The sequence below is a fragment of the Micromonospora avicenniae genome (genome assembly GCF_900156065.1).
Classification (GTDB): Bacteria; Actinomycetota; Actinomycetes; order Mycobacteriales; family Micromonosporaceae; genus Micromonospora; species Micromonospora avicenniae.
In genome coordinates, this window is record NZ_FTNF01000019.1 from 56,552 (window position 1) to 75,607 (window position 19,056).

Consider the following 19,056-nt stretch of genomic DNA (forward strand, 5'->3'; position numbering starts at 1 on the left):
GGCGTCCTCAGCTTCGGCGCGTGAAGAAGGTCGAGCGGTTCCACCGCACATTCCGCCGACGTGGGTACGGCCGCTCACCGGGTGAGGCCGACCAGCGTCGCCAGGCGCGCCACGCCGGCCGGCGCCGGGGGGTGCGCCCGGGCCACCTCGGCGATCACGGTACGCGCCGAGGGTCGGCACCGAACCTCGGCCGGCGCGACGCTGTCCGCGTCGACCAACGCGCGAGCCGCCCCACGCAGGTCGCCCACCTCGAGGTACGCCCGGGCGACGTCGACCAGGTAGGCGCCCCGGCACTCGGCCGGCAACAGCCGCCACCCCGCCCGCCGCACGATCGCCGGGTGCCGTCGCACCGCCGCCCCGGCGTCGCCCCACTCGACGGCCGCCACCACCCGGGCCAACTCGACGGCGACCGGACCGAAGCCGGTCCGGTGCGGATCGTCGTACCCACGGAGTCGGACGGCGATCCCGGCGGCCCGCTCGGTCAGCTCCTCGGCGCGGTGGCCGTCGCCGGAGCCGGCGGCGGCCAGGGCGGCCTGGAGCAGCAGCGTCCCGCACACCGCCCACTCCCTCGGCGGCCGCTGCCGGTCGGTCGCCAGGCGCTCCCCGGCGGCGACCGTCGCAGCGAGGGCCAAGCGCTCCCTGCCGAGAGCGCGCAGCGCCTGCCCGACCGACACGGCCGCCGTCGCCGACAGGACTCGGTCGCCGTTCGCGGCGGACATCGCCCGGTCGGCGGCCAGCCACCCCAGGTCGGCCTCACCGAGCTTCACCAGCAGCGACGAGGTGACCCGGTACGCCTGCACCAGTAGCTCCGGGATCTGCGCACCCTGGACGCCATCGAGCAGCCCCGGCAGCACTCGCACCAGCTGCGGGTAGTGCGCGTGCTGGTAGGTCAACCAGGCGTGCCCGACCTGCCTACGCAGCTCTTCCGCCGCCTGCACCGGGGATTGCCGGACGCCGTAGCGGGCCAGCGCGGCCCGGATGTCGTCCACCCCGGCCAGGGTGCCCACAGTGGCCGGCGGCCGGTGCCGGCCGAGCAGCAGCTCCGGGTCGATCCGGAGCACCTGCGCCAACTCCTGGATCACCGGGTACCGGTCCAGGGGGCGGACACCACGCTCGACCTTGTCCACCCAGCTCTTGGACCTGCGGAGCCGGTCGGCCAGCATCTGCTGCGTCATCTGCCGCCGCACCCGCCAGCGCGCTACCCGGCGGCCGATCGGCAGCTCATCCCCGGTCACGCCGCCACCGCCGGTCTGGGACGGCACGGGTGGTGTCCTCCACCGGTACGCGATCCGCCTCCGCCTGTGCCAGGAGTCGCCGTTTGGCCGCCTCCCGCTCGGCCGCCTCCGCCTGCTCGCCCTTCTTCTCCGACTCGCCGCCTTGCATACCCACCTCCGTCAGACAGTGGGCGCGACGCGGGCATCGAAACAGCCATTACGCCGTCACCCACCGTCATGTTCAAGGCGATGACGGGTAGGAGACCAGGCGCAAGGCGTCCGCTACGGCATTGCGGACAGTCCAAGTCGGTGGGCAGCCCCGGCCACATGGCCGGCGAGTTCCCGCGAGGCGGTGGCAACTGCGATCGCGTCCGCCTTCGCCAGCGTCTCGCGAGCTGCTGCCGCATCCCCCGCCTGCGTCTCCGCAACGGCGAGGTGCACCAGGTTGCGGCCGTGCCACTCCGCACCGCTGGCTTCCTCACTAACACCCGCGACACCCACCGTCAGCAGCTCAATGGCCCGGTCGTTGGCGCGACTGTCCGCTGCGCCGAGATACCGCCAAACACTTCCCTGCTGGACGGCGAAGAACGACGGCGTGTACCAGTAGCCCCACGGGGAGAGTGGCTCCTCTGCCGCCTGGGCCGACAGGTCCGACGCCTCGGACAGGCGCGCGAGCACGTCGGCGCTAGCAGCCCCGGACATGGCGAGGCCTCTGGCCTCCTGCCCGGCGCAGTAGGCGCGTAGAGCCGAGTTCACCGACGGGTTCCGGCGTGATTCCCGAGAGAGATAGATCATGGCAGGTAGATCGTTCCGCAACTCGGCCTGGTGTCCCTGGAAGGAGAGCACTGTGGCGACCAGATCCGTGTTGCCGGCCTCGGTGGCCCACTGCAAGGCCCTCGCGTTCCACATCGTCGCGGCGCGTTCCGCCCCCCGCGCGATGCTCAACCAACCCGCGAACTGCGCCCACTGCGCGGCCACATCAACCACACGGGGCCGCACGCCGGATGGGGCATCCGTCAACAGCCCAGTCACGTTGTCGAGGTGGGCCCCGACGGGACCCATGATCGGTCCGGAACCGAGGGCGTCCTCCAGACGACGGTAGCCAGCGAGAAGGCCCGCGAGCGCTTCGATCGCCGCACGATCAACCCGGCGGGGATGGGCCGTCACGTACGCCAACCGGTCGCCGCCTATGGGAGCATCGACGACCAGCGCGGCCAAGGCACCGCGAGCCCCAAGTGCCTCGTCGAGCCGGGTCGCCACGTCCACTGTCGGCTTTGTCTGCCCAGACTCCAACTGGTGCAGGAGACTCTTGCCGTGGTTGACGGCGGCGGCGAGTTGCCGCAGCGACAGGCCATGCGCTTCCCGCAACCGCCGCAGTTCGGTGGCGAAACGCGGGTCGACGATCGTGGTTGCGCGTGGGGGCATGGCAAGCACTCCTACCTCGCGACGCTGAGGCAAATCCCTACAGCAGCAACTTACCGGCCTTCGACCGCATCTCTGATGGTGCGGCAGCGTGGGCGACCAGAGTGGAGCGGCGATCCATGTTCCTGCGATCCGGTTCGACCTGGAGACCAGCCCACCGACGACACCGCCCTGCTGGCGATCCGCGCCGCTGAGGCAACGCCGCGACCGGGTCCTGATCACAGCGCCAACCAGCGCAGTCAGCTGGCCTCGTGGTTCCGGCCCGGCTCAGCCCTGTCTCTGCGCGGCGACCCGGACTCGCCGCTCGGTCCCGGTCCGGCCCCGCCGGAGGGGTCCGGCCCACCCTGCTCGCCGGTCAGCTCCGTGTCGGGCTGATAGCGGTACGCCGCCTCCCGGACCGCCGAGTCCGACTCCAGTCCGGCGCCGAGCGCGCCGCCGACCGTCGCCAGCGAGCTGACCAGCCAGCCCAGCTTGACCTGATGGGCGACGCCGGCCGGTCGGCCGGTGGATTCACCAAGCAGGTCCCAGGGGACGAGGGCGATCGCCCCGATGATGGCCAGCACGGCGAGCGCCACGTACAGCGCGAGGACACCGACCACCACGGTGAGCACGGTGACCACGTTGAATAGGACGACCTGTTCACGGGCACCCGAATCGCGCGGAGCCCGCTCCCAAAGGCGCGCGCCGAGCAACATGGTCAGCACCACCGCCAGAACGGAGCCGCCCGCGAGCAGGCCGAGCCGGAGGTTGCCCAAGGCCGCCGACAGCTGCCAAATATCGGCGCTCACCAGGGAGAGGACGGCGGTCGCGAAGGCACCGACCAGCAGCCGGGAAAGCCGGACGGCCAGCCGCCACGGCCGGTTCGCCCGAAGCATACCGAGCAGCAGCCGCAGGTTGCCGCCGATCACCCCAGCCAGCAGGCCAATGCCGGACGCCTGGTGGCTCACCCGTGCGCCGAGTTCCCGGGCCCGCCGTCCGGTGGCCAGGCGCCGGCGCCGCGGTCCGGCCCGTACCGGGTCGCCGACCGCGTCGGTATCGCCGAGCAGTGCCGCGAGGAGCCGGTCTCCGGCCTCGGCCATCCGCCGAGCCACGGCGACGGGGCCCAGCGCGGGCACGGAAAGCACCGCGACGCCGTGGGTGGTGCTGGCGTGCGCGACCACGGGCCGCCGCGCGGTCTGCAACGGCAGGTCTGTCACGCAGAGGACCAGATTCCAGCCCTCGGCCAGCATCCGGCGCCGGGTTGCCTCGATGAGCTGGCTGAGGTCGGCCGGCCCTTCGACGAGCCGCGCCACCTGGAGGCGTACCGCCCAGTCGACCTCCGGGACTCGGTTGCGGAGCCGGTCGGCGAGCTCCGGGACGGCCTCCCGCGCCAGGTCGGCCGCGGCCCCGGGGGCGGCCACGACACCCACGACGAGGGACCCGCGCCCGGTCACCACATTCCCGGAGCCCGCCCCGCCGCTCCCCCGGGCGCGGCACCCCCGACCTCGGTGCCGTCCCGGTCGACGCCCATCCCGCCTCCCGCTCCTTTCGGCGTAGGCCGTGTCCTGTCGACAGGGCCTGGTTCAGCTAGTCCCCGGTAGGCGCCGACTCATTCATCGGCCCGGCGGTGACGCCGAATCGGTGGTCAGGGCTGGTACTGGCTGCGGGTGCGGGGCAGCCACTGGGGGTGTTGGTCGCGCAGGTAGCAGACCAGTCCCTCACGCAGGTCGCACCGTAGGTCCCAGGCGCTGGCGCCGTCCGCGGCCGAGGCCTGCACCTGGATGACCACGGTCTGCGGGGTGGCGTCGACCATCTGGAGCACCCACTGGTCTCGATCCCACAGCGGTGAGGACTCGACCAGTCGGCGTGCCTCCCGGCGCAGGTCGTCCAGGTCGGCGGTATGGTCGACATGTAACTGGATCTTGCCGACCACCCGAAACTCGTTCCGGGTCCAGTTCTGGAACGGCCGCTCGGTGAAGTACGTGGTCGGCAGGATGAGCACCCGCTCGTCCCAGAGCCGGATCACCACGTTGGTCAGCTTCACCTCCTCCACCCGGCCCCATTCGCCGTCCACCACCAGCACGTCGCCGACGTGCATCCCATCGGCGAAGGCGACCTGAATGCCGGCGAACGCGTTGCCGAGCGCGGTTCGGGCGGAGAGGCCGATCACCGCGCCGACCACCCCGGCCGAGGTCAGAATGGAGACGCCGAAGAGGCGTACCGGCCGGAAGGTGATCAGGATCAGGCCGACCGCGAGGATCGTGACAACGGCCACCGTGAGCCGCCGCACCGGACGGATCTGGGTACGGGCCCGCCGGACCCTCCGGCTCGTGACCGGATCGCTCGGCAGCCGGCTGAACGCGACCGCTTCGGCGACGTGCAATGCCTTGATCACCAGCCAGGCACAGACGGCGATCAGGACCAGCAGGATGGCGTGCCGCAGATAACGCTGCCACGCGTCCGGTCCAGGCGGCAGTGCGTAGAACAGCGTTGCGACCAGCAGGACCGCGGCCGCCGGGCGGCGGCAGGCGTGCCGCAGCGGCTCCAGCAGCCAGCTATAGCGACCACGGGCAACCCGGCGGACCAACACGCCGGAGACCAGGTCCACGACCACGGCCGCCGCCAGCGCGGCCAACACGATCAACGCGGTACGCATCAGAAGCCGTTCACCCTGATCCCGATGCCGTCTCTCCCGGGTTCGCGACCGCACTCACCGCGATCAGGGTGCCATCAGATCCGTTGGCAAGCGGCGGATATCGAGAATGTCAGACGGCGTTACCGGCGTCCGGCGGCTGCTGAACGAGACGGTCGGCAGCCATCAGCTGCTCTCGGGCGTGCCGGCACCTGCGGCCCGAGCCGCACCCCGAGGCGCTACGCGCGGCCGAGCGGTGGCTAGCCGGGGCAGGCAACTCGCAGCTGGTGGTGTGTTTCGCGGGCGAACCCACGCCCGCCGAGGCACCGCACGACGAGCGTTGGCCATTCGCCGACTCGCACTGCTGGCTCCTGCCAAGCACGTCGACATCAACTTCACAGGGCCACGATCGCGGCCGTCTCCGCCGGCAACTGGATGCGGTCCCGCATGACGGTGACGCCCTCCCCCGTGGCCAGCAGCACCTGCCGCGCCACCCCGGGCAGGGAGATCCCCTGCGCCCGGGCCGCCAGGTTCGCCACCACCAGCGTGTTCCCGCGGCGCATCACCAGGAACTGGTCGCCGTGCTGCACGCTCACCGCGTTCAGCCGGGAGTCGGACAGGTCGGGCCGGCTCTTGCGCAGCGCGATGAGCCGCCGGTAGAACTCCAGCATCTCCCGGTGCTCCGGCTTGTCCAGCTCGGCCCAGTCCAGCCGGGACCGGACGAACGTCTGCGGGTCCTGCGGGTCCGGCACCTCCCCCTCGGGCCACCCGTGCGACGCGAACTCCCGCCGCCGCCCGGTCACCACCGCGGCCGCCAACTCCGGCTCGGGATGCGACGTGAAGAACTGCCACGGGGTGGTGGCCGCCCACTCCTCCCCCATGAACAGCATCGGCGTGAACGGCGCGGTCATCAGCAACGTCGCGCCGACCCGCAACAGGCTCGGCGAGAGCGAGGCGGAGATCCGGTCACCGGTGGCCCGGTTGCCGATCTGGTCGTGGTTCTGCAGGTACGCGACGAACCGGTGCCCGGGCGTACGCTGCCGGTCGACCGGACGCCCGTGGTGGCGCTGGCGGAAGCTGGACCAGGTGCCGGCGTGGAAGAACGCACCGGTCAGCACGTCGGTGAGCGCCTCCAGCGACCCGAAGTCGGCGTAGTAGCCCTGCCGCTCACCCGTCAGCAGGGTGTGCAGCGCGTGGTGGGCGTCGTCGTTCCACTGGGCGTGCAGGCCGTACCCGCCCGCATCGCGGGGCGTGATGAGCCGCGGGTCGTTCAGATCCGACTCCGCGATCAGCGACAACGGCCGCCCCAGGTGCGTCGACAGCGCCTTCACCTCGACCGCCATCTCCTCTAGCAGGTGCACCGCGCGGGCGTCGGGCATCGCGTGCACCGCGTCCAGGCGCAGGCCGTCGACGTGGTAGTCGCGCAGCCACATCAGGACGCTGTCGATGATGTAGCGGCGGACGCCGTCGGAGTGCGGGCCGTCGAGGTTGACCGAGCGGCCCCAGGGGTTGCTCTGTTCGCTCAGGTAAGGCGCGAAGAGCGGCGCGTAGGCCCCGGAGGGCCCGAAATGGTTGTAGACGACATCGAGGATCACCCCCAGTCCCTTGCCGTGCGCCGCATCCACCAGGCGTTTCAGCCCGTCCGGACCGCCGTACGGCTGGTGTGGCGCGTACCAGCAGACACCGTCGTAGCCCCAGTTGTGCTCGCCGTTGAACGCGTTGACCGGCAGCAGTTCGATCAGGTCCACGCCGAGCGCGACCAGGTGGTCGAGACGCTCGATGGCGGCCTCGAAGGTGCCTTCCGGGGTGAAGGTGCCGACGTGCAGCTCGTAGAGGACGCTGCCGGGCAACTGCCGGCCGGTCCAGGAGCCGTCGGTCCAGGCGAACGCGTCGTGGGAGTAGACCCGGCTCGGGCCGTGCACACCGTCGGGCTGCCACGGTGAGCGCGGATCGGGCAGCGCGAAGTCGTCGTCGTCGAGGAGGAAGGCGTAGTCGGTGCCGGGCCCGGCGTCGGGCACCTCGACCCACCACCACCCGCCGGCCTCGGCGCTCATCTCGTGATCCGTACCGCCGAACAGGCGCAGCCGGACCCGGGCGGCCTCGGGCGCCCACACCGTGAACTCGGTCATGCGGCAGCCTCCACGAGATCGACGGGGACGAGGAGGGCGACGGGATAGGTGCTCATCAGATCTTGTAGGAGCAGCTCAGACCCACTGTAGACCCGCCCGGTGAACACATCGGTCACGTTGTGTCGGCGAAGTGACAGAAACGTGTCGCGCCAGCCGCCGTCGCGGGCCAGCCGCAGCGGGAGCCGGGTGGCGACGGCGACCGCGCCACCCCGGTCGAAGGTGACCGCGTGCGACGCCGCCGGGCCGTGCGCCGCAACCGGGCGGTAGCCGGTGAACAGGTCGGGACGGCGGCGGCGCAGCCTCAGCGTGCGGGACACCACGAGCAGCTTCGCCGCGCCGCCGGCGTCGACCGGTGGCTGCCAGCCCGCGTCGAGGCGGGCCAGCAGCTGCCGGCGTACGGCGAAGTCGACCGGACGGCGGTTGTCCGGGTCGACGAGCGAGTTGTCCCACAGCTCGGTGCCCTGGTAGGTGTCGGGCACGCCGGGCATGGCGAGCTGCACGAGCTTCTGCCCCAGCGAGTTCGACCAGCCGGGCGGGGTGATGTCGTCGGCGAACGAGGTCAGCTCGGCACGCAGCTGCGGGTCGTCGTACATCCGGTCGACCGCCGCGTGCAGCGCCCGCTCGAAGGCCGGGTCGGGGTCGGCCCAGCTGGTCGACACCGACGCCTCCCGGGCGGCCTTCTCCACGTACGCGTGCAGGCGTTCGCGTTCGATGGGCCACGCGCCCACCGCGGTCTGCCAGAGCAGGTGCGCGAACGCCGGGTCGAGCAGCGGGACACGTCCCATCCAGTCGGTGACCCGTTCGGCCCACCGGTCCGGCAGCTCGGCGAGCACGGCGAGGCGCGCGCGTACGTCCTCGCTGCGCTTCGTGTCGTGGGTGGAGAGCGTGGTCATGGCGGCCGGCCAACGAGCGTGCCGGGCGGCGGCGAACCGGTGGAACTCCGCCGGCGGCACCCCGAAGTGCGCGGGGCTCCCGCCGACCTCGTTGAGCGCGACGAATCTGCTCCACCGGTAGAAGGCGGTGTCCTCCACCCCCTTCGCCATCACCGCGCCGGTGAACTGGGGGAAACGCCGGGCCAGCTCGTCGTCCGGGTCCCGTAGCCGCCGGGTGACCGCGTCCAGCGCCCCGGTGAGGTCCGGGCGCCGGCGGCCGGCTTCCGCGCGGGCCGTGGCGAGGTGCCGGGTGCCGTTCGGCGGGTATCCCCGGTAGACGGGAAAGGCGGCGGCCAGCTCGGCGAGGGCCGCACGGGCCGCGGCCGGCTCCACGTCGGACGCGAGGGTGGCGAGCCGGGCCAGCTCGGCGGCGAGCAGCCGGGTGGCGGCGGCGAGCTTCGTGTCGTGCGTCAGCTCCTGCCAGGAGGTACGGCGACCGACGAGCCGGTCGTCCAGCGCGGTGAAGTCGTCCTCCGCGGCCGGGTCGACGAAGAGCCCGGAGACCGCTGCCAGGGTTTCGTATCCGGTGGTGCCGTCGACCGGCCAGGCCGGCAACTCCTCGCCGTACTCGAGGATCTTCTCCACGACCAGCCACCCGGCCGGCGCGGCGGCCCGCAGCCGGGCCAGGTAGCCGCCGGGGTCGCGGAGCCCGTCCGGGTGGTCGACCCGGATGCCGTCGACCTCGCCGGCCGACGCCCAGCGGAGGACCAGTTCGTGGGTGGCGGCGAAGACCTCCGGGTCCTCGACCCGCAGGCCGGCGAGGTCGCTGACGGCGAAGAAGCGACGGTAGGTCAGTTCGGCGTCGCCACGCCGCCAGGAGACGAGTTCGTAGTGCTGGCGGTCGTGCACCTGCCGGGGAGTGCCGCCGGCGGTGCCGTCTGCGATCGGGAAGCGGTGCTCGTGGTAGCGCAGCTCACCGTCGACGATCTTGAGATCGTCGAGGGCGTCGGACGTGTCGGCCAGCACCGGCAGCAGCAGCCGGCCGCGCTCCCAGTCGATGTCGAACCAGCGGGCGTACGCCGACGCGCGTCCTCGGCGCAGGACGTCCCACCAGGGCGGGTTGGCGGGCGGCACGGCCACCCCGGCGTGGTTGGGGACGATGTCCACCACCAGGCCGAGCCCGGCCGTACGCAACGCCCGCAGCAGCCGCTGCCGACCGGCCTCACCGCCCAGTTCCGGGTTGACCGCCCGGTGGTCGACCACGTCGTAGCCGTGTGCCGAGCCGGGGGTGGCGGTGAGCAGCGGCGCGCTGTAGAGGTGCGTCACGCCGAGGTCGGCGAGGTAGCCGGCGAGCCCGGCGGTGGCGTCCAGGTCGAACCCGGGACGTACCTGCACGCGGTAGGTGGCGCCGATCCGCGCGGTCGACGGGGTGTTCGTCTCGTCCGTTCGGGGGGCGGACATCGTCAGACCGTCCTCTCCAGGACCACCAGGGAGCGGTCCGGCACCCGGATGGTGCCGCCCGCGCTGATCACGGTGACCCCGTCCGGGTTGGGTTCGGCGGTACTGATGACCCGCTCCCACTTCTGCCCGAACTCGCTGCCGGGCAGGGTGAAGTCCAACGGCGCGTCGTGGGCGTTGAAGCAGAGCAGGAACGAGCTGTCGTGGTGCCGCTGGCCGTACTGGCCGCGCTCGCGGATGCCCTCACCGTTGACGAAGAGCGCGACTGAGCGTCCGAAGTCGTTGCCCCAGTCGTCGCCGGTCATCTCCCGGCCGTCCAGGGTGTACCAAGCCAGGTCCGGCAACGGGGCGTCGGCCTCCCGGCCGCCGACGGCCAGGCCGGTGAAGAATCGGCGGCGGCGGAACACCTGGTGCCGGCGGCGGAACGCGACAAGCGTGCGGACGAACTCCAGGAGCTGCTCGTCGGCGTTGTCCCAGTCGACCCAGGCGAGCTCGCTGTCCTGGCAGTACGCGTTGTTGTTGCCCTGCTGGGTACGGCCCAGCTCGTCACCGTGCCCGATCATCGGCACGCCCTGGGAGAGCATCAACGTGGCGAGGAAGTTGCGTCGCTGCCGGGCGCGCAGGGCCAGCACCGCGTCGTCGTCGGTCGGTCCCTCCACACCGCAGTTCCACGACCGGTTGTGGCTCTCCCCGTCCCGGTTCTCCTCACCGTTGGCCTCGTTGTGCTTGTCGTTGTACGACACGAGGTCGGCGAGGGTGAACCCGTCGTGGCAGGTGACGAAGTTGATGCTGTGGAACGGGCGGCGCCCGTCGTCCTGGTAGAGATCGGCGGAGCCGGAGATCCGGGAGGCGAACTCGGCCAGGGTCGCCGGCTCGCCACGCCAGAAGTCCCGCACGGTGTCCCGGTACTTACCGTTCCACTCCGTCCACTCCGGTGGGAAGTTGCCCACCTGGTAGCCGCCGGGGCCCACGTCCCACGGCTCGGCGATCAGCTTGACCTGGCTCACCACCGGGTCCTGCTGCACCACCTCGAAGAACGTGGAGAGGCGGTCGACCTCGTAGAACTCGCGGGCCAGGGTGGCGGCGAGGTCGAAGCGGAAACCGTCGACGTGCATCTCGGTGACCCAGTACCGCAGCGAATCCATGATCAGTTGAAGGGAGTGGGGGCTGCGCACGTTGAGACTGTTGCCGGTGCCGGTGTAGTCGACGAAGTACCGCCGATCCTCCTCGGAGAGCCGGTAGTAGCTCGGTGTGTCGATGCCCTTGAAGCTCAGGGTCGGCCCGAGGTGGTTGCCCTCCGCGGTGTGGTTGTAGACCACGTCGAGGATCACCTCGATGCCGGCGGAGTGCAGCGCCCGCACCATGCCGCGGAACTCCTGCACCTGCTGGCCGTGGCGGCCCGTCGCCGAGTAGCCGTGGTGCGGGGCGAAGAAGCCGATGGTGTTGTAGCCCCAGTAGTTGCGCAGCCCCAGATCGGCGAGGCGGTGGTCGTGCACGAACTGGTGCACCGGCATCAGCTCGATCGCGGTCACCCCCAGCCGCGTGAGGTGCTCGATCATCGCCGGTGAGGCGATGCCGGCGTACGTGCCGCGCAGCTCCTCCGGGATGTCGGGGTGGCGCATCGTCAGCCCGCGGACGTGTGCCTCGTAGATGACCGAGTGGTGGTACGGGGTGCGCGGCGGTTTGTCGTTGCCCCAGTCGAAGTAGGGGTTCACCACGACGGACTTGGGCATGAACGGCGCCGAGTCGACCTCGGACATCCGATCCGGGTCGGCCGGGTCGTAGTCGTAGACCGCGGGATCCCACGTGACGTCGCCGTCGAGCGCCTTGGCGTACGGGTCGAGCAGCAGCTTGTGCGGGTTGCAGCGCGGCCCGTTGGCCGGGTCGTACGGGCCGTGGACGCGGTAGCCGTACCGCTGCCCGGGTTCGACGCCGGGCAGGTACGCGTGCCAGACGTACGCGTCGACCTCGCGCAACTCGATCCGGCGCTCGGCGCCGGTGTCCCACTCGTCGAAGAGGCAGAGTTCGACCCTCTCTGCCACCTGCGAGAAGAGGGCGAAGTTGGTGCCCATCCCGTCGTACGTGGCGCCGAGGGGGTAGCGCTCACCCGGCCAGACCTGCATGTCGCTCCTTCGGTTCCGATCATGAGCGCACCGCGTCATGAGCGCACCGCACGGTGGGCCGCACGATGCGCACGGCGGTAATGCCCCGCACCCGCTCCGGCCAATCCGCCCTTTCAGCCGACGGGGGAAATCCGTCCGAGTCGGACAGGTCGGCCGTTCAGGTGTCGTCCGTCACCTCTGACCCTTTTCGGGATGCGATCCACGGCCGGATGGCTTTTCCTTGTTCAGGGACGCGCACGTACCCGCGCCTCGATCCCGCCCACCACCCTGCCTACGCCGCCATCGCCGCCGGCGCGTACGCCCCTGCCTGGACGGAGACAGTTGTGACCACTCTGCGGGTCGGCGAGCCGCTCGCCATCGCCCCGGACCGGACCTGCCGGCCCACCCTGACCCGTGCTCAGATCCCGCAGCCCGCCGGCGCCGCGGCCGGTCCCGCGCCGCAACGCATCCTGATGCTGTCCTGGGAGTACCCGCCGGTCCTCGTCGGTGGCCTCGGCCGGCACGTGCACGCACTCTCCGTCGCCCTCGCCGCCGCCGGCCACGACGTCACAGTCGTCACCCGCCACGCCGACGGCGCCCCACTCGAGGAGTACGCCGACGGCGTCCGCGTCATCCGCGCACCCGAAGACCCCGTCACCTTCCCCCTGGCCACCAACAGCCTCCTGGCCTGGACCATGGCCTTCAACCACACCCTCACCCGCGCCGCCCTACGCGCCACCGAAGCCGGCGACTACGACGTCATCCACGCCCACGACTGGCTCGTCGCCCACACCGCGATGACGTTGCGCGAGCACCTCGACATCCCGCTCGTCACGACCATCCACGCCACCGAGGCCGGCCGGCACCAGGGCTGGCTGCCCGAGGAGATGAACCGCACCATCCACGGCGTCGAACACTGGCTGGCGAGCGAGTCCGGCCGGGTGATCGTCTGCTCGGGGTACATGTCCCACGAGGTGACCACGCTCTTCGGTGTGCCGTCCGCCCGGGTCGACGTGGTGCCCAACGGGGTCGAACCGCACCGCTGGCGCGCGCCGCGCACGGCGGTCGCCGCGGCGCGGGCCCGGTTCGCCGGAAACGGGCCGCTCGTCACCTTCGCCGGCCGGCTGGTCTACGAGAAGGGCGTGCAGCACCTGCTCGCCGCGGTTCCCCGACTGCGGGAGCGGCACCCGGGGCTGCGGGTGGTGATCGCCGGCGACGGCCCCTACCGCGGGGAACTGGAGGCCGAGGTGCACCGGTTGGGCCTCGGCGGCACGGTGGAGATGCCGGGCTTCCTCGGCGGCGGGGAGTTGCCGGCGCTGATGGCCGCGTCGGACTGCTTCGTGGTGCCGAGCATCTACGAGCCGTTCGGCATGGTGGCCCTGGAGGGCGCGGCGGCCGGCGCGCCGATCGCGGTCTCGGTGACCGGCGGGCTCGCCGAGATCGTCGAGCCGGGCGTCACCGGGATGACGTTCCAGCCGCAGGACCCGGACGGGCTGGTCGAGGCCGTACACGCGCTGCTCGCCGACCCGGACCGGGCGCGTGCCCTGGCTCGGCAGGCCGGCGCGCTGGTGCGCGAGCAGTACGGCTGGTCGGCGATCGCCCGGCGCACCGCCGCCTCGTACGCGGCCGCGATCTCCGGCGGCCCGGCGTTCGCCGCCGAGCGGGCCGAGCAGCGCATGGCGGCGGGCCGGACGCTGCCGCCGGTCTCGGCCGGCAACCTGCTCGCCGCCGCCGGCCTGCGCTGAGGCTCGCCCGCCCGACGCTACGAAGCTGCGACCGTCGCGGCCCCGGCATCGGACGGGGCGCAGCGTGCGGCAGCGGGGTGCGGGCGCGAGGTGCGGTGCCCGGCAGCGGCACGCGGAGTGCGGGGTGCGGGGTGCGGGGTGCGGCAGCGGCACGCGGAGTGCGGGGTGCGGGGTGCGGCAGCGGCACGCGGAGTGCGGGGTGCGGCAGCGGCGCGCGGAGTGCGGGGTGCGGGGTGCGGGGGTGTGGCAGCGGCGTGCCTCCGGGGCCTCGATACCGCTGCGTGGCGCCTTTGGAGCTGAGTCGCCTACGACATCAACGCCGATCCGTTTACGACATCAGCTCCAAAGGCTGCCAACCTCGAACACCCACACCGACACCGCCGACGCCGATCCCCGCCGACCCGAAGACCGAACACCGCCGGCCTGAACCCCGAACTCCGAACTCCGAACCACGAACACGAGGGTTCAGCGCCGGCGTGGCACCCGGGTCCGGCACGACAGGCGACAGGCCGCCCACCCCTCGCGGGATCGGCGGCCTGTCGGTGGTGCCGGAAGGCGGATCAGCGCTCGGCGAGCGGCAGGAACGCGCGCTCGGGAGAGCCGGTGTAGACCTGCCGGGGGCGGCCGATCTTCGTCTCCGGGTCGTTGATCATCTCGCGCCACTGGGCGATCCAGCCGGGGAGGCGGCCCAGGGCGAAGAGCACCGTGAACATCTTGGTCGGGAAACCCATGGCCTTGTAGATCAGGCCGGTGTAGAAGTCCACGTTCGGGTAGAGCCGGCGAGACACGAAGAAGTCGTCGGCGAGGGCGATCTCCTCCAGCTGCATCGCGATGTCCAGCAGCGGGTCCGGCTTGGCCATCCGGCCGAGCACGTCCTGGGCTGCCTTCTTCACGATGGCGGCGCGCGGGTCGTAGTTCTTGTAGACCCGGTGGCCGAAGCCCATCAGCTTCACGCCGTCCTGCTTGTCCTTGACCTTCTGCACGAAGCTGCGGACGTCGCCACCGTCGGCCTTGATGTGCTGCAACATCTCCAGCACGGCCTGGTTGGCGCCGCCGTGCAGCGGGCCGAAGAGCGCGTTAACGCCGGCCGAGACCGAGGCGAACAGGTTCGCGTTGCTGGAACCCACCAGCCGCACCGTGGAGGTCGAGCAGTTCTGCTCGTGGTCGGCGTGCAGGATGAGCAGCATGTCCAGCACCTTGGCGACCACCGGGTCGACCTCGTACGGCTCGGCCGGAACGCCGAAGGTCAGCCGCAGGAAGTTCTCCACGTAGCCCAGGGAGTTGTCCGGGTAGAGCAGCGGCTGCCCGATCGACTTCTTGTAGGCGTACGAGGCGATGGTGGGCACCTTCGCCATCAGCCGGACCGTGGAGATCTCCACGTGCTCCGAGTCGAACGGGTCCAGGCTGTCCTGGTAGAAGGTCGAGATCGCGCTGACCGCGGAGGAGAGCACCGCCATCGGGTGCGCCTCACGCGGGAAGCCGTCGAAGAACCGACGCATCTCCTCGTGCAGCAGCGAGTGGCGCCGAATCCACTCGGTGAACTCGGTCAGCTGCTGCTCGGTCGGCAGCTCCCCGTAGATGAGCAGGTACGAGACCTCCAGGAAGGAGGACTTCTCGGCCAGCTGCTCGATCGGGTAACCGCGGTAACGCAGGATCCCCGCGTCGCCGTCGATGTAGGTGATCGCGGACGAGCAGGCCGCGGTGTTCACGAAACCGGGGTCGTACGTGGTCATCCCGGTCTCTTTCAACAGCTTGCTCACCCCGATACCGGCGGGGCCTTCGACCGCGGTGTGCACCGGCATCGACAGCTGCCCGCCGGGGTGATCGAGCTTGACTTCCGTCATCTGGTTCCTCGCTTCGCCGGCATATCTTCATTGAATTGCCTTCGCTTTTACCGTAATCGCGGTTCCGGGGACACCACCTACGGTGGTTCGGGGGTGAGGTATGCGTCACCCGATTCCCGACCGTCCGGATCGGGAAACCGACGAAGCGAGCGGACGGATCAGGAGAGGGCGAGCAGGCGTAACCCGCCGTCGGCGCCGACCTGGTAGACGTCGAGCCGGTTCTTCCCGGCGCGGAAGAGTTGGTCGTCGGCGAGCAGGGCGGCGAACCGGCGGCCACCCGGATCGGGCGGCACCACCGGCACGACCGCGCCGACGCGCCCGTTCACCGCCACCGCGAGCAGCGTGCCGTCGGGGACGGTGTCCGGGACGGTCCCCCAGATCAGCGCCGGCAGCGTTCCGGTGTCGGGGTCGACGGAACGGAACCCGGCCAGGTCGGCGACCCGGGCCGAGCCGCCACCCGGTGGATGCTCCGCCACGGTCGTACCGACCAGCGGGTGTACGGCCGGCAGGGGCACGGGCTTCGGCACCCCGTCCGGAATGGGTGTCGGCTCGCCCGGGCGGTCGTAGAAGTGCTTCTGCCCAGCCGGTCGCGGGGTGGCCCGGGCGGAGCGCCCGTCGACCCGCCACGGGATCCGGACACCCGCCTCGTCCGCCATGGTCGGCAGCAGGTCGACGTGCTCCCAGTTGCGGTCGTCGATCCGCCCGGTGCGCTGGCCGGGCTCCTTCACGAACAGCGGCACCCAGGCGACCTCGCCGGGCGCCGCCTTGATGGCGTCCATGCCACGGCCCTGGAACCCCTGGGTGAAGCTCACCCCGTGGTCGGCGGTCACCACCACCATCGCCTGGTCGTAGAGACCGGAGGCGCGCAGCGTACGCAGCGTCTCCCCGATCAGCCGGTCGGTGTAGCCGAGCTGGGCCAGGTGCCGCTGCCGGGCCAGCTCGACCCAGCCGGCGCCCTCGTTCGGCAGGTCGTCCGGTCCGTCGTAGCGGGCCCCGGAGGGCAGGAAGGCCCACGGCGAGTGCGGCATCAGCAGGTGCAGGAAGTGCAGCGTGGGCCGGGGCGCCGGCTTCAGGCCGGCCAGGAAGCTGGTGAACCGGGCAGGCTGGTTGTCGTCGAGGCTGTCCCACCGGAACTTCGGGTCGTCGGGAATCGGCTCCGCGGCGTCCAGCCCGGCCTCGGCCGCGGTCTGTTCCCGGTAGGAGTCCTCCGGGTCGATCCGGCTGTCCCGTGGCGCGGTGATCTGGCCGAGCAGCTTGCCGGTCTCCCGCACCAGCACGCCGAGTCCCTGCTCGGGGGCGACCGGCTGCTCGCAGCGGCTGGGCGGGCAGAGCCGGGTGATGCTCTCCTCGGCGCGGATGTCGTACAGGCCGCCGAAGGCGGTGAAGAGGTTCTCCGGGTACTGCGAGTAGTGCGGTGCGACGTCGCGCGCCGGATAGCGACCGGTGAGCATGGCCGGCAGCGCGTACGGCGTCCACCCGCTGACGCCCGTGGCGTCGCGGTACCAGGTCGAACCCGCGGCCAGCTCGGCGAAGTGCGGGAACCGCGTCGCGTCGACCCGGCCGTCCGGGCCCAGCAGGGAGACCAGCGGCAGCTCGTCGAGGACCAGCATCACGACCGGCGGGTGTACGGAGGTGGCCGCGGCGCCGGTCGCGCCGTCGGTCGAACGCGGCAGCACCAGCACCGAGGTGGGTGAGACGAGCAGGAACAGCCCCACGAACGCCAGCGGTCCGGCGGCGGCCACCCGCAGCACCCGGCCCGGCGCCCGCCACCGCCGGTGGGCCGCCGCGCCGGCGACACCGACCACCGCGGCCACCAGGAGCAGCGGTACGCCCCGCAGCGGCAGGACGTGCCGGCCGACCTGCACGGCGAGCGCGGCGGTCAGCAGCCCGACGAGCAGCGTGTGCGTCACCGAACGGGCGACCCGCCCGGCCAGCCGGGTGAGCGCACCGAGCAGCGCGAGCGGCACGGTGGGCACCACCGCGATCAGCGCGACAAGCAGCAGGATCTGCTCCCGGTCGGCGCGATGGAACAGGAAGAAGTCTGGGCTGCGGCCGAGCACGTCCAGCAACGGCTGGGTCACCACCAGCCCGACCAGCGCGACGATCTCCAGCAACCGGCCCAACTCGGACCGCAGGCCCGCCGCCCAGCGACCACGGCGCGCGCCCGCCGCGGCGCCATCGGCCGGCCCCGGCCCGGTCGCCGGGGCGTTCGGCGGCGCGGGGGGCTCAGCCACCCACGACCGCCGTGTAGAGCGTGCGGGTGCCGGAGGGCAACTCCTCCCGCCGGGCGATGTGGCAGCGCTGCGCGAGCAACCGCTCGAACTCCGCCCGCCGGTAGTCGGGGAACAGCCCCTCGGGTTTGTTGGCCAGCAGCCGCCGGGCCATCGGGTCCTCGGGGTGGACGAACTCCACCACGATCCGCGCGCCGGGGGCGCACAGGTCGGCGAGCCACGCCACCACCTCGGGCAGCGGCACGTTCCGGCCGATCGCCAGGTGGTGCACCACGGCCAGCGCGAGCACCACGTCGGCTCCGGCCCGGTCGGCGAAGGAGGCCCGTTCCACACCTCGCCACCCGCCACCCGGCGACGGGTCGGCGAGGTCCATCACCAGCGGCAGGATCCGCCGCTCCCCCTCGGCCCGCAGCGCCCGGTAGAGCGTGTCCACCACGGCCGGATCCTGTTCGACGGCGACCACCTGGTCGGCGTAGCGGGCGGCGAGGCGCGCGTACCGGCCGTCGTTTGCGCCGAGGTCGAGCACGAGACGGGGGCGGTGACCGTCGGCGAGCGCGACGGTCACGAACTGCTCCTTACCGGCCCGGTCCTGCTCGGAGTAGCCGCAGGTGCGCTGGTAGTCGGCCCAGTGGCTGGCCGCCGGAGGGCGGTCGAGCCGGCGTACCAGTTTCTCGATGCCGCGCACGGTGGCGAGCGCGAGCTCGCGGGAGTATCCGGCGGCGCGCAACTGGGCGCGGACGTCGGTGGTGGTGGCCTCGGCATGCCGGTTCTGCATGGCGGCGTGCAGGTGAAGGTGGGCCGGTACGCCGGGCAGCAGCCGCCGGAAGCCGCGGAACAGTGGCCGCACCGCGTCGGCTTCGATGCCGTCCACCCGGGCCCGCAACCAGGGTTGGAAGTCCACGCCGAGGTGCGCGGTGAGCAGCAGCGGGTAGAGCATCGTCTGGCAGAACTGCCGATAGCCCGCCCAGGGTTCCCCGTCGCGGACCGGCTCGAACGAGCCGACATCGATGAAGACCGGCTCGCTGCCACGCCACTGGAGGTTGTACGCCGACCCGTCCTTCGTCGTGAATCCGGCGGGCAACGCCGCGCGCAGGATCTCGAGGTGCAGCAGCGCGGCGTCGCGCAGCATTCCGAAGGACCACTCGTAGGGGTGCGAGACGAACGGGATGCGTTCGTGTCGCAGCACGGTGGCCCACCGCGTGTCGCCGGGCACCCGGGCCGGCTCCACCGACTCGGTGCCACAGACCTTGCCGGCGGCGAGCAGGGACGTGAAGAACTCGGTGCCGGCCAACGCCCGCCAGTGCTCGGCCGCCTGCGCGTCGAGACCGCGAAGCACGTCGTCACCGACGTGGAACACCCGGTTGGCCGGGTCACGGAACGAGCCGGGTTCGGGCCGTACGCCCGCCGGGGAGATCGCCATGTCCGGCC

12 protein-coding genes are annotated in these 19,056 nt (G+C 71.9%); 1 reads left to right on the plus strand and 11 read right to left on the minus strand.

The features are described 5' to 3' along the window. Positions 1-74 precede the first annotated feature (74 nt). From BXA10_RS32470 to glgX, 8 genes are all read right to left on the minus strand, one after another. Positions 75-1,235 carry a helix-turn-helix domain-containing protein gene (locus tag BXA10_RS32470; RefSeq protein WP_076473110.1) on the minus strand — a complete coding sequence of 387 codons (1,161 nt, stop codon included), beginning with the start codon at positions 1,233-1,235 and terminating at the stop codon, positions 75-77. Then, a complete protein-coding gene (locus tag BXA10_RS31640; RefSeq protein WP_217696838.1) occupies positions 1,222-1,389 on the minus strand; it encodes a hypothetical protein in 168 nt (55 codons plus the stop codon). The genes BXA10_RS32470 and BXA10_RS31640 overlap by 14 nt, the downstream gene beginning before the upstream one ends. Positions 1,390-1,496: 107 nt before the next feature. Next, on the minus strand, positions 1,497-2,639 hold the full coding sequence (locus tag BXA10_RS23945; protein WP_076473111.1) for a helix-turn-helix domain-containing protein: 1,143 nt from the start codon (positions 2,637-2,639) through the stop codon (positions 1,497-1,499). A 236-nt stretch (positions 2,640-2,875) separates the two neighbouring features. After that, complete coding sequence (locus tag BXA10_RS23950) at positions 2,876-4,069, minus strand: hypothetical protein (protein ID WP_175649290.1); 1,194 nt, start codon at positions 4,067-4,069, stop codon at positions 2,876-2,878. 191 nt (positions 4,070-4,260) lie between these two features. Next, positions 4,261-5,271 (minus strand): mechanosensitive ion channel family protein, encoded by a 1,011-nt coding sequence (locus tag BXA10_RS23955; RefSeq protein ID WP_076473071.1) that lies wholly within the window; start codon positions 5,269-5,271, stop codon positions 4,261-4,263. A 371-nt stretch (positions 5,272-5,642) separates the two neighbouring features. Further along, positions 5,643-7,376, minus strand: a complete 1,734-nt coding sequence (gene treZ, locus BXA10_RS23960; RefSeq protein WP_076473072.1) for a malto-oligosyltrehalose trehalohydrolase — start codon at positions 7,374-7,376, stop codon at positions 5,643-5,645. Continuing rightward, a complete protein-coding gene (gene treY / locus BXA10_RS23965) occupies positions 7,373-9,709 on the minus strand; it encodes a malto-oligosyltrehalose synthase (RefSeq protein ID WP_076473073.1) in 2,337 nt (778 codons plus the stop codon). Before treY ends, treZ begins: the two co-directional genes overlap by 4 nt. Positions 9,710-9,711: 2 nt before the next feature. Next, complete coding sequence (gene glgX, locus BXA10_RS23970) at positions 9,712-11,829, minus strand: glycogen debranching protein GlgX (protein ID WP_076473074.1); 2,118 nt, start codon at positions 11,827-11,829, stop codon at positions 9,712-9,714. Positions 11,830-12,152: 323 nt separating this feature from the next. On the opposite strand from glgX, the gene BXA10_RS23975 reads away from it, so the two are divergent. Then, positions 12,153-13,553 (plus strand): glycosyltransferase family 4 protein, encoded by a 1,401-nt coding sequence (locus BXA10_RS23975; RefSeq protein WP_076473075.1) that lies wholly within the window; start codon positions 12,153-12,155, stop codon positions 13,551-13,553. Between the two features lie 560 nt (positions 13,554-14,113). Here the strand turns inward: BXA10_RS23975 and BXA10_RS23980 are convergent. The 3 genes from BXA10_RS23980 to BXA10_RS23990 all read right to left on the minus strand — a co-directional run bounded on the left by BXA10_RS23980 (position 14,114) and on the right by BXA10_RS23990 (position 19,048). Further along, positions 14,114-15,397 (minus strand): citrate synthase, encoded by a 1,284-nt coding sequence (locus BXA10_RS23980; protein ID WP_076473076.1) that lies wholly within the window; start codon positions 15,395-15,397, stop codon positions 14,114-14,116. A 158-nt stretch (positions 15,398-15,555) separates the two neighbouring features. Further along, the gene (locus tag BXA10_RS23985) at positions 15,556-17,631 is read right to left on the minus strand and encodes a sulfatase-like hydrolase/transferase (RefSeq protein WP_076473077.1); all 2,076 of its coding nucleotides are present in this window, start codon (positions 17,629-17,631) and stop codon (positions 15,556-15,558) included. Further along, a complete protein-coding gene (locus BXA10_RS23990; RefSeq protein ID WP_076473078.1) occupies positions 17,624-19,048 on the minus strand; it encodes a class I SAM-dependent methyltransferase in 1,425 nt (474 codons plus the stop codon). The genes BXA10_RS23985 and BXA10_RS23990 overlap by 8 nt, the downstream gene beginning before the upstream one ends. Between the last annotated feature and the right edge of the window lie 8 nt (positions 19,049-19,056).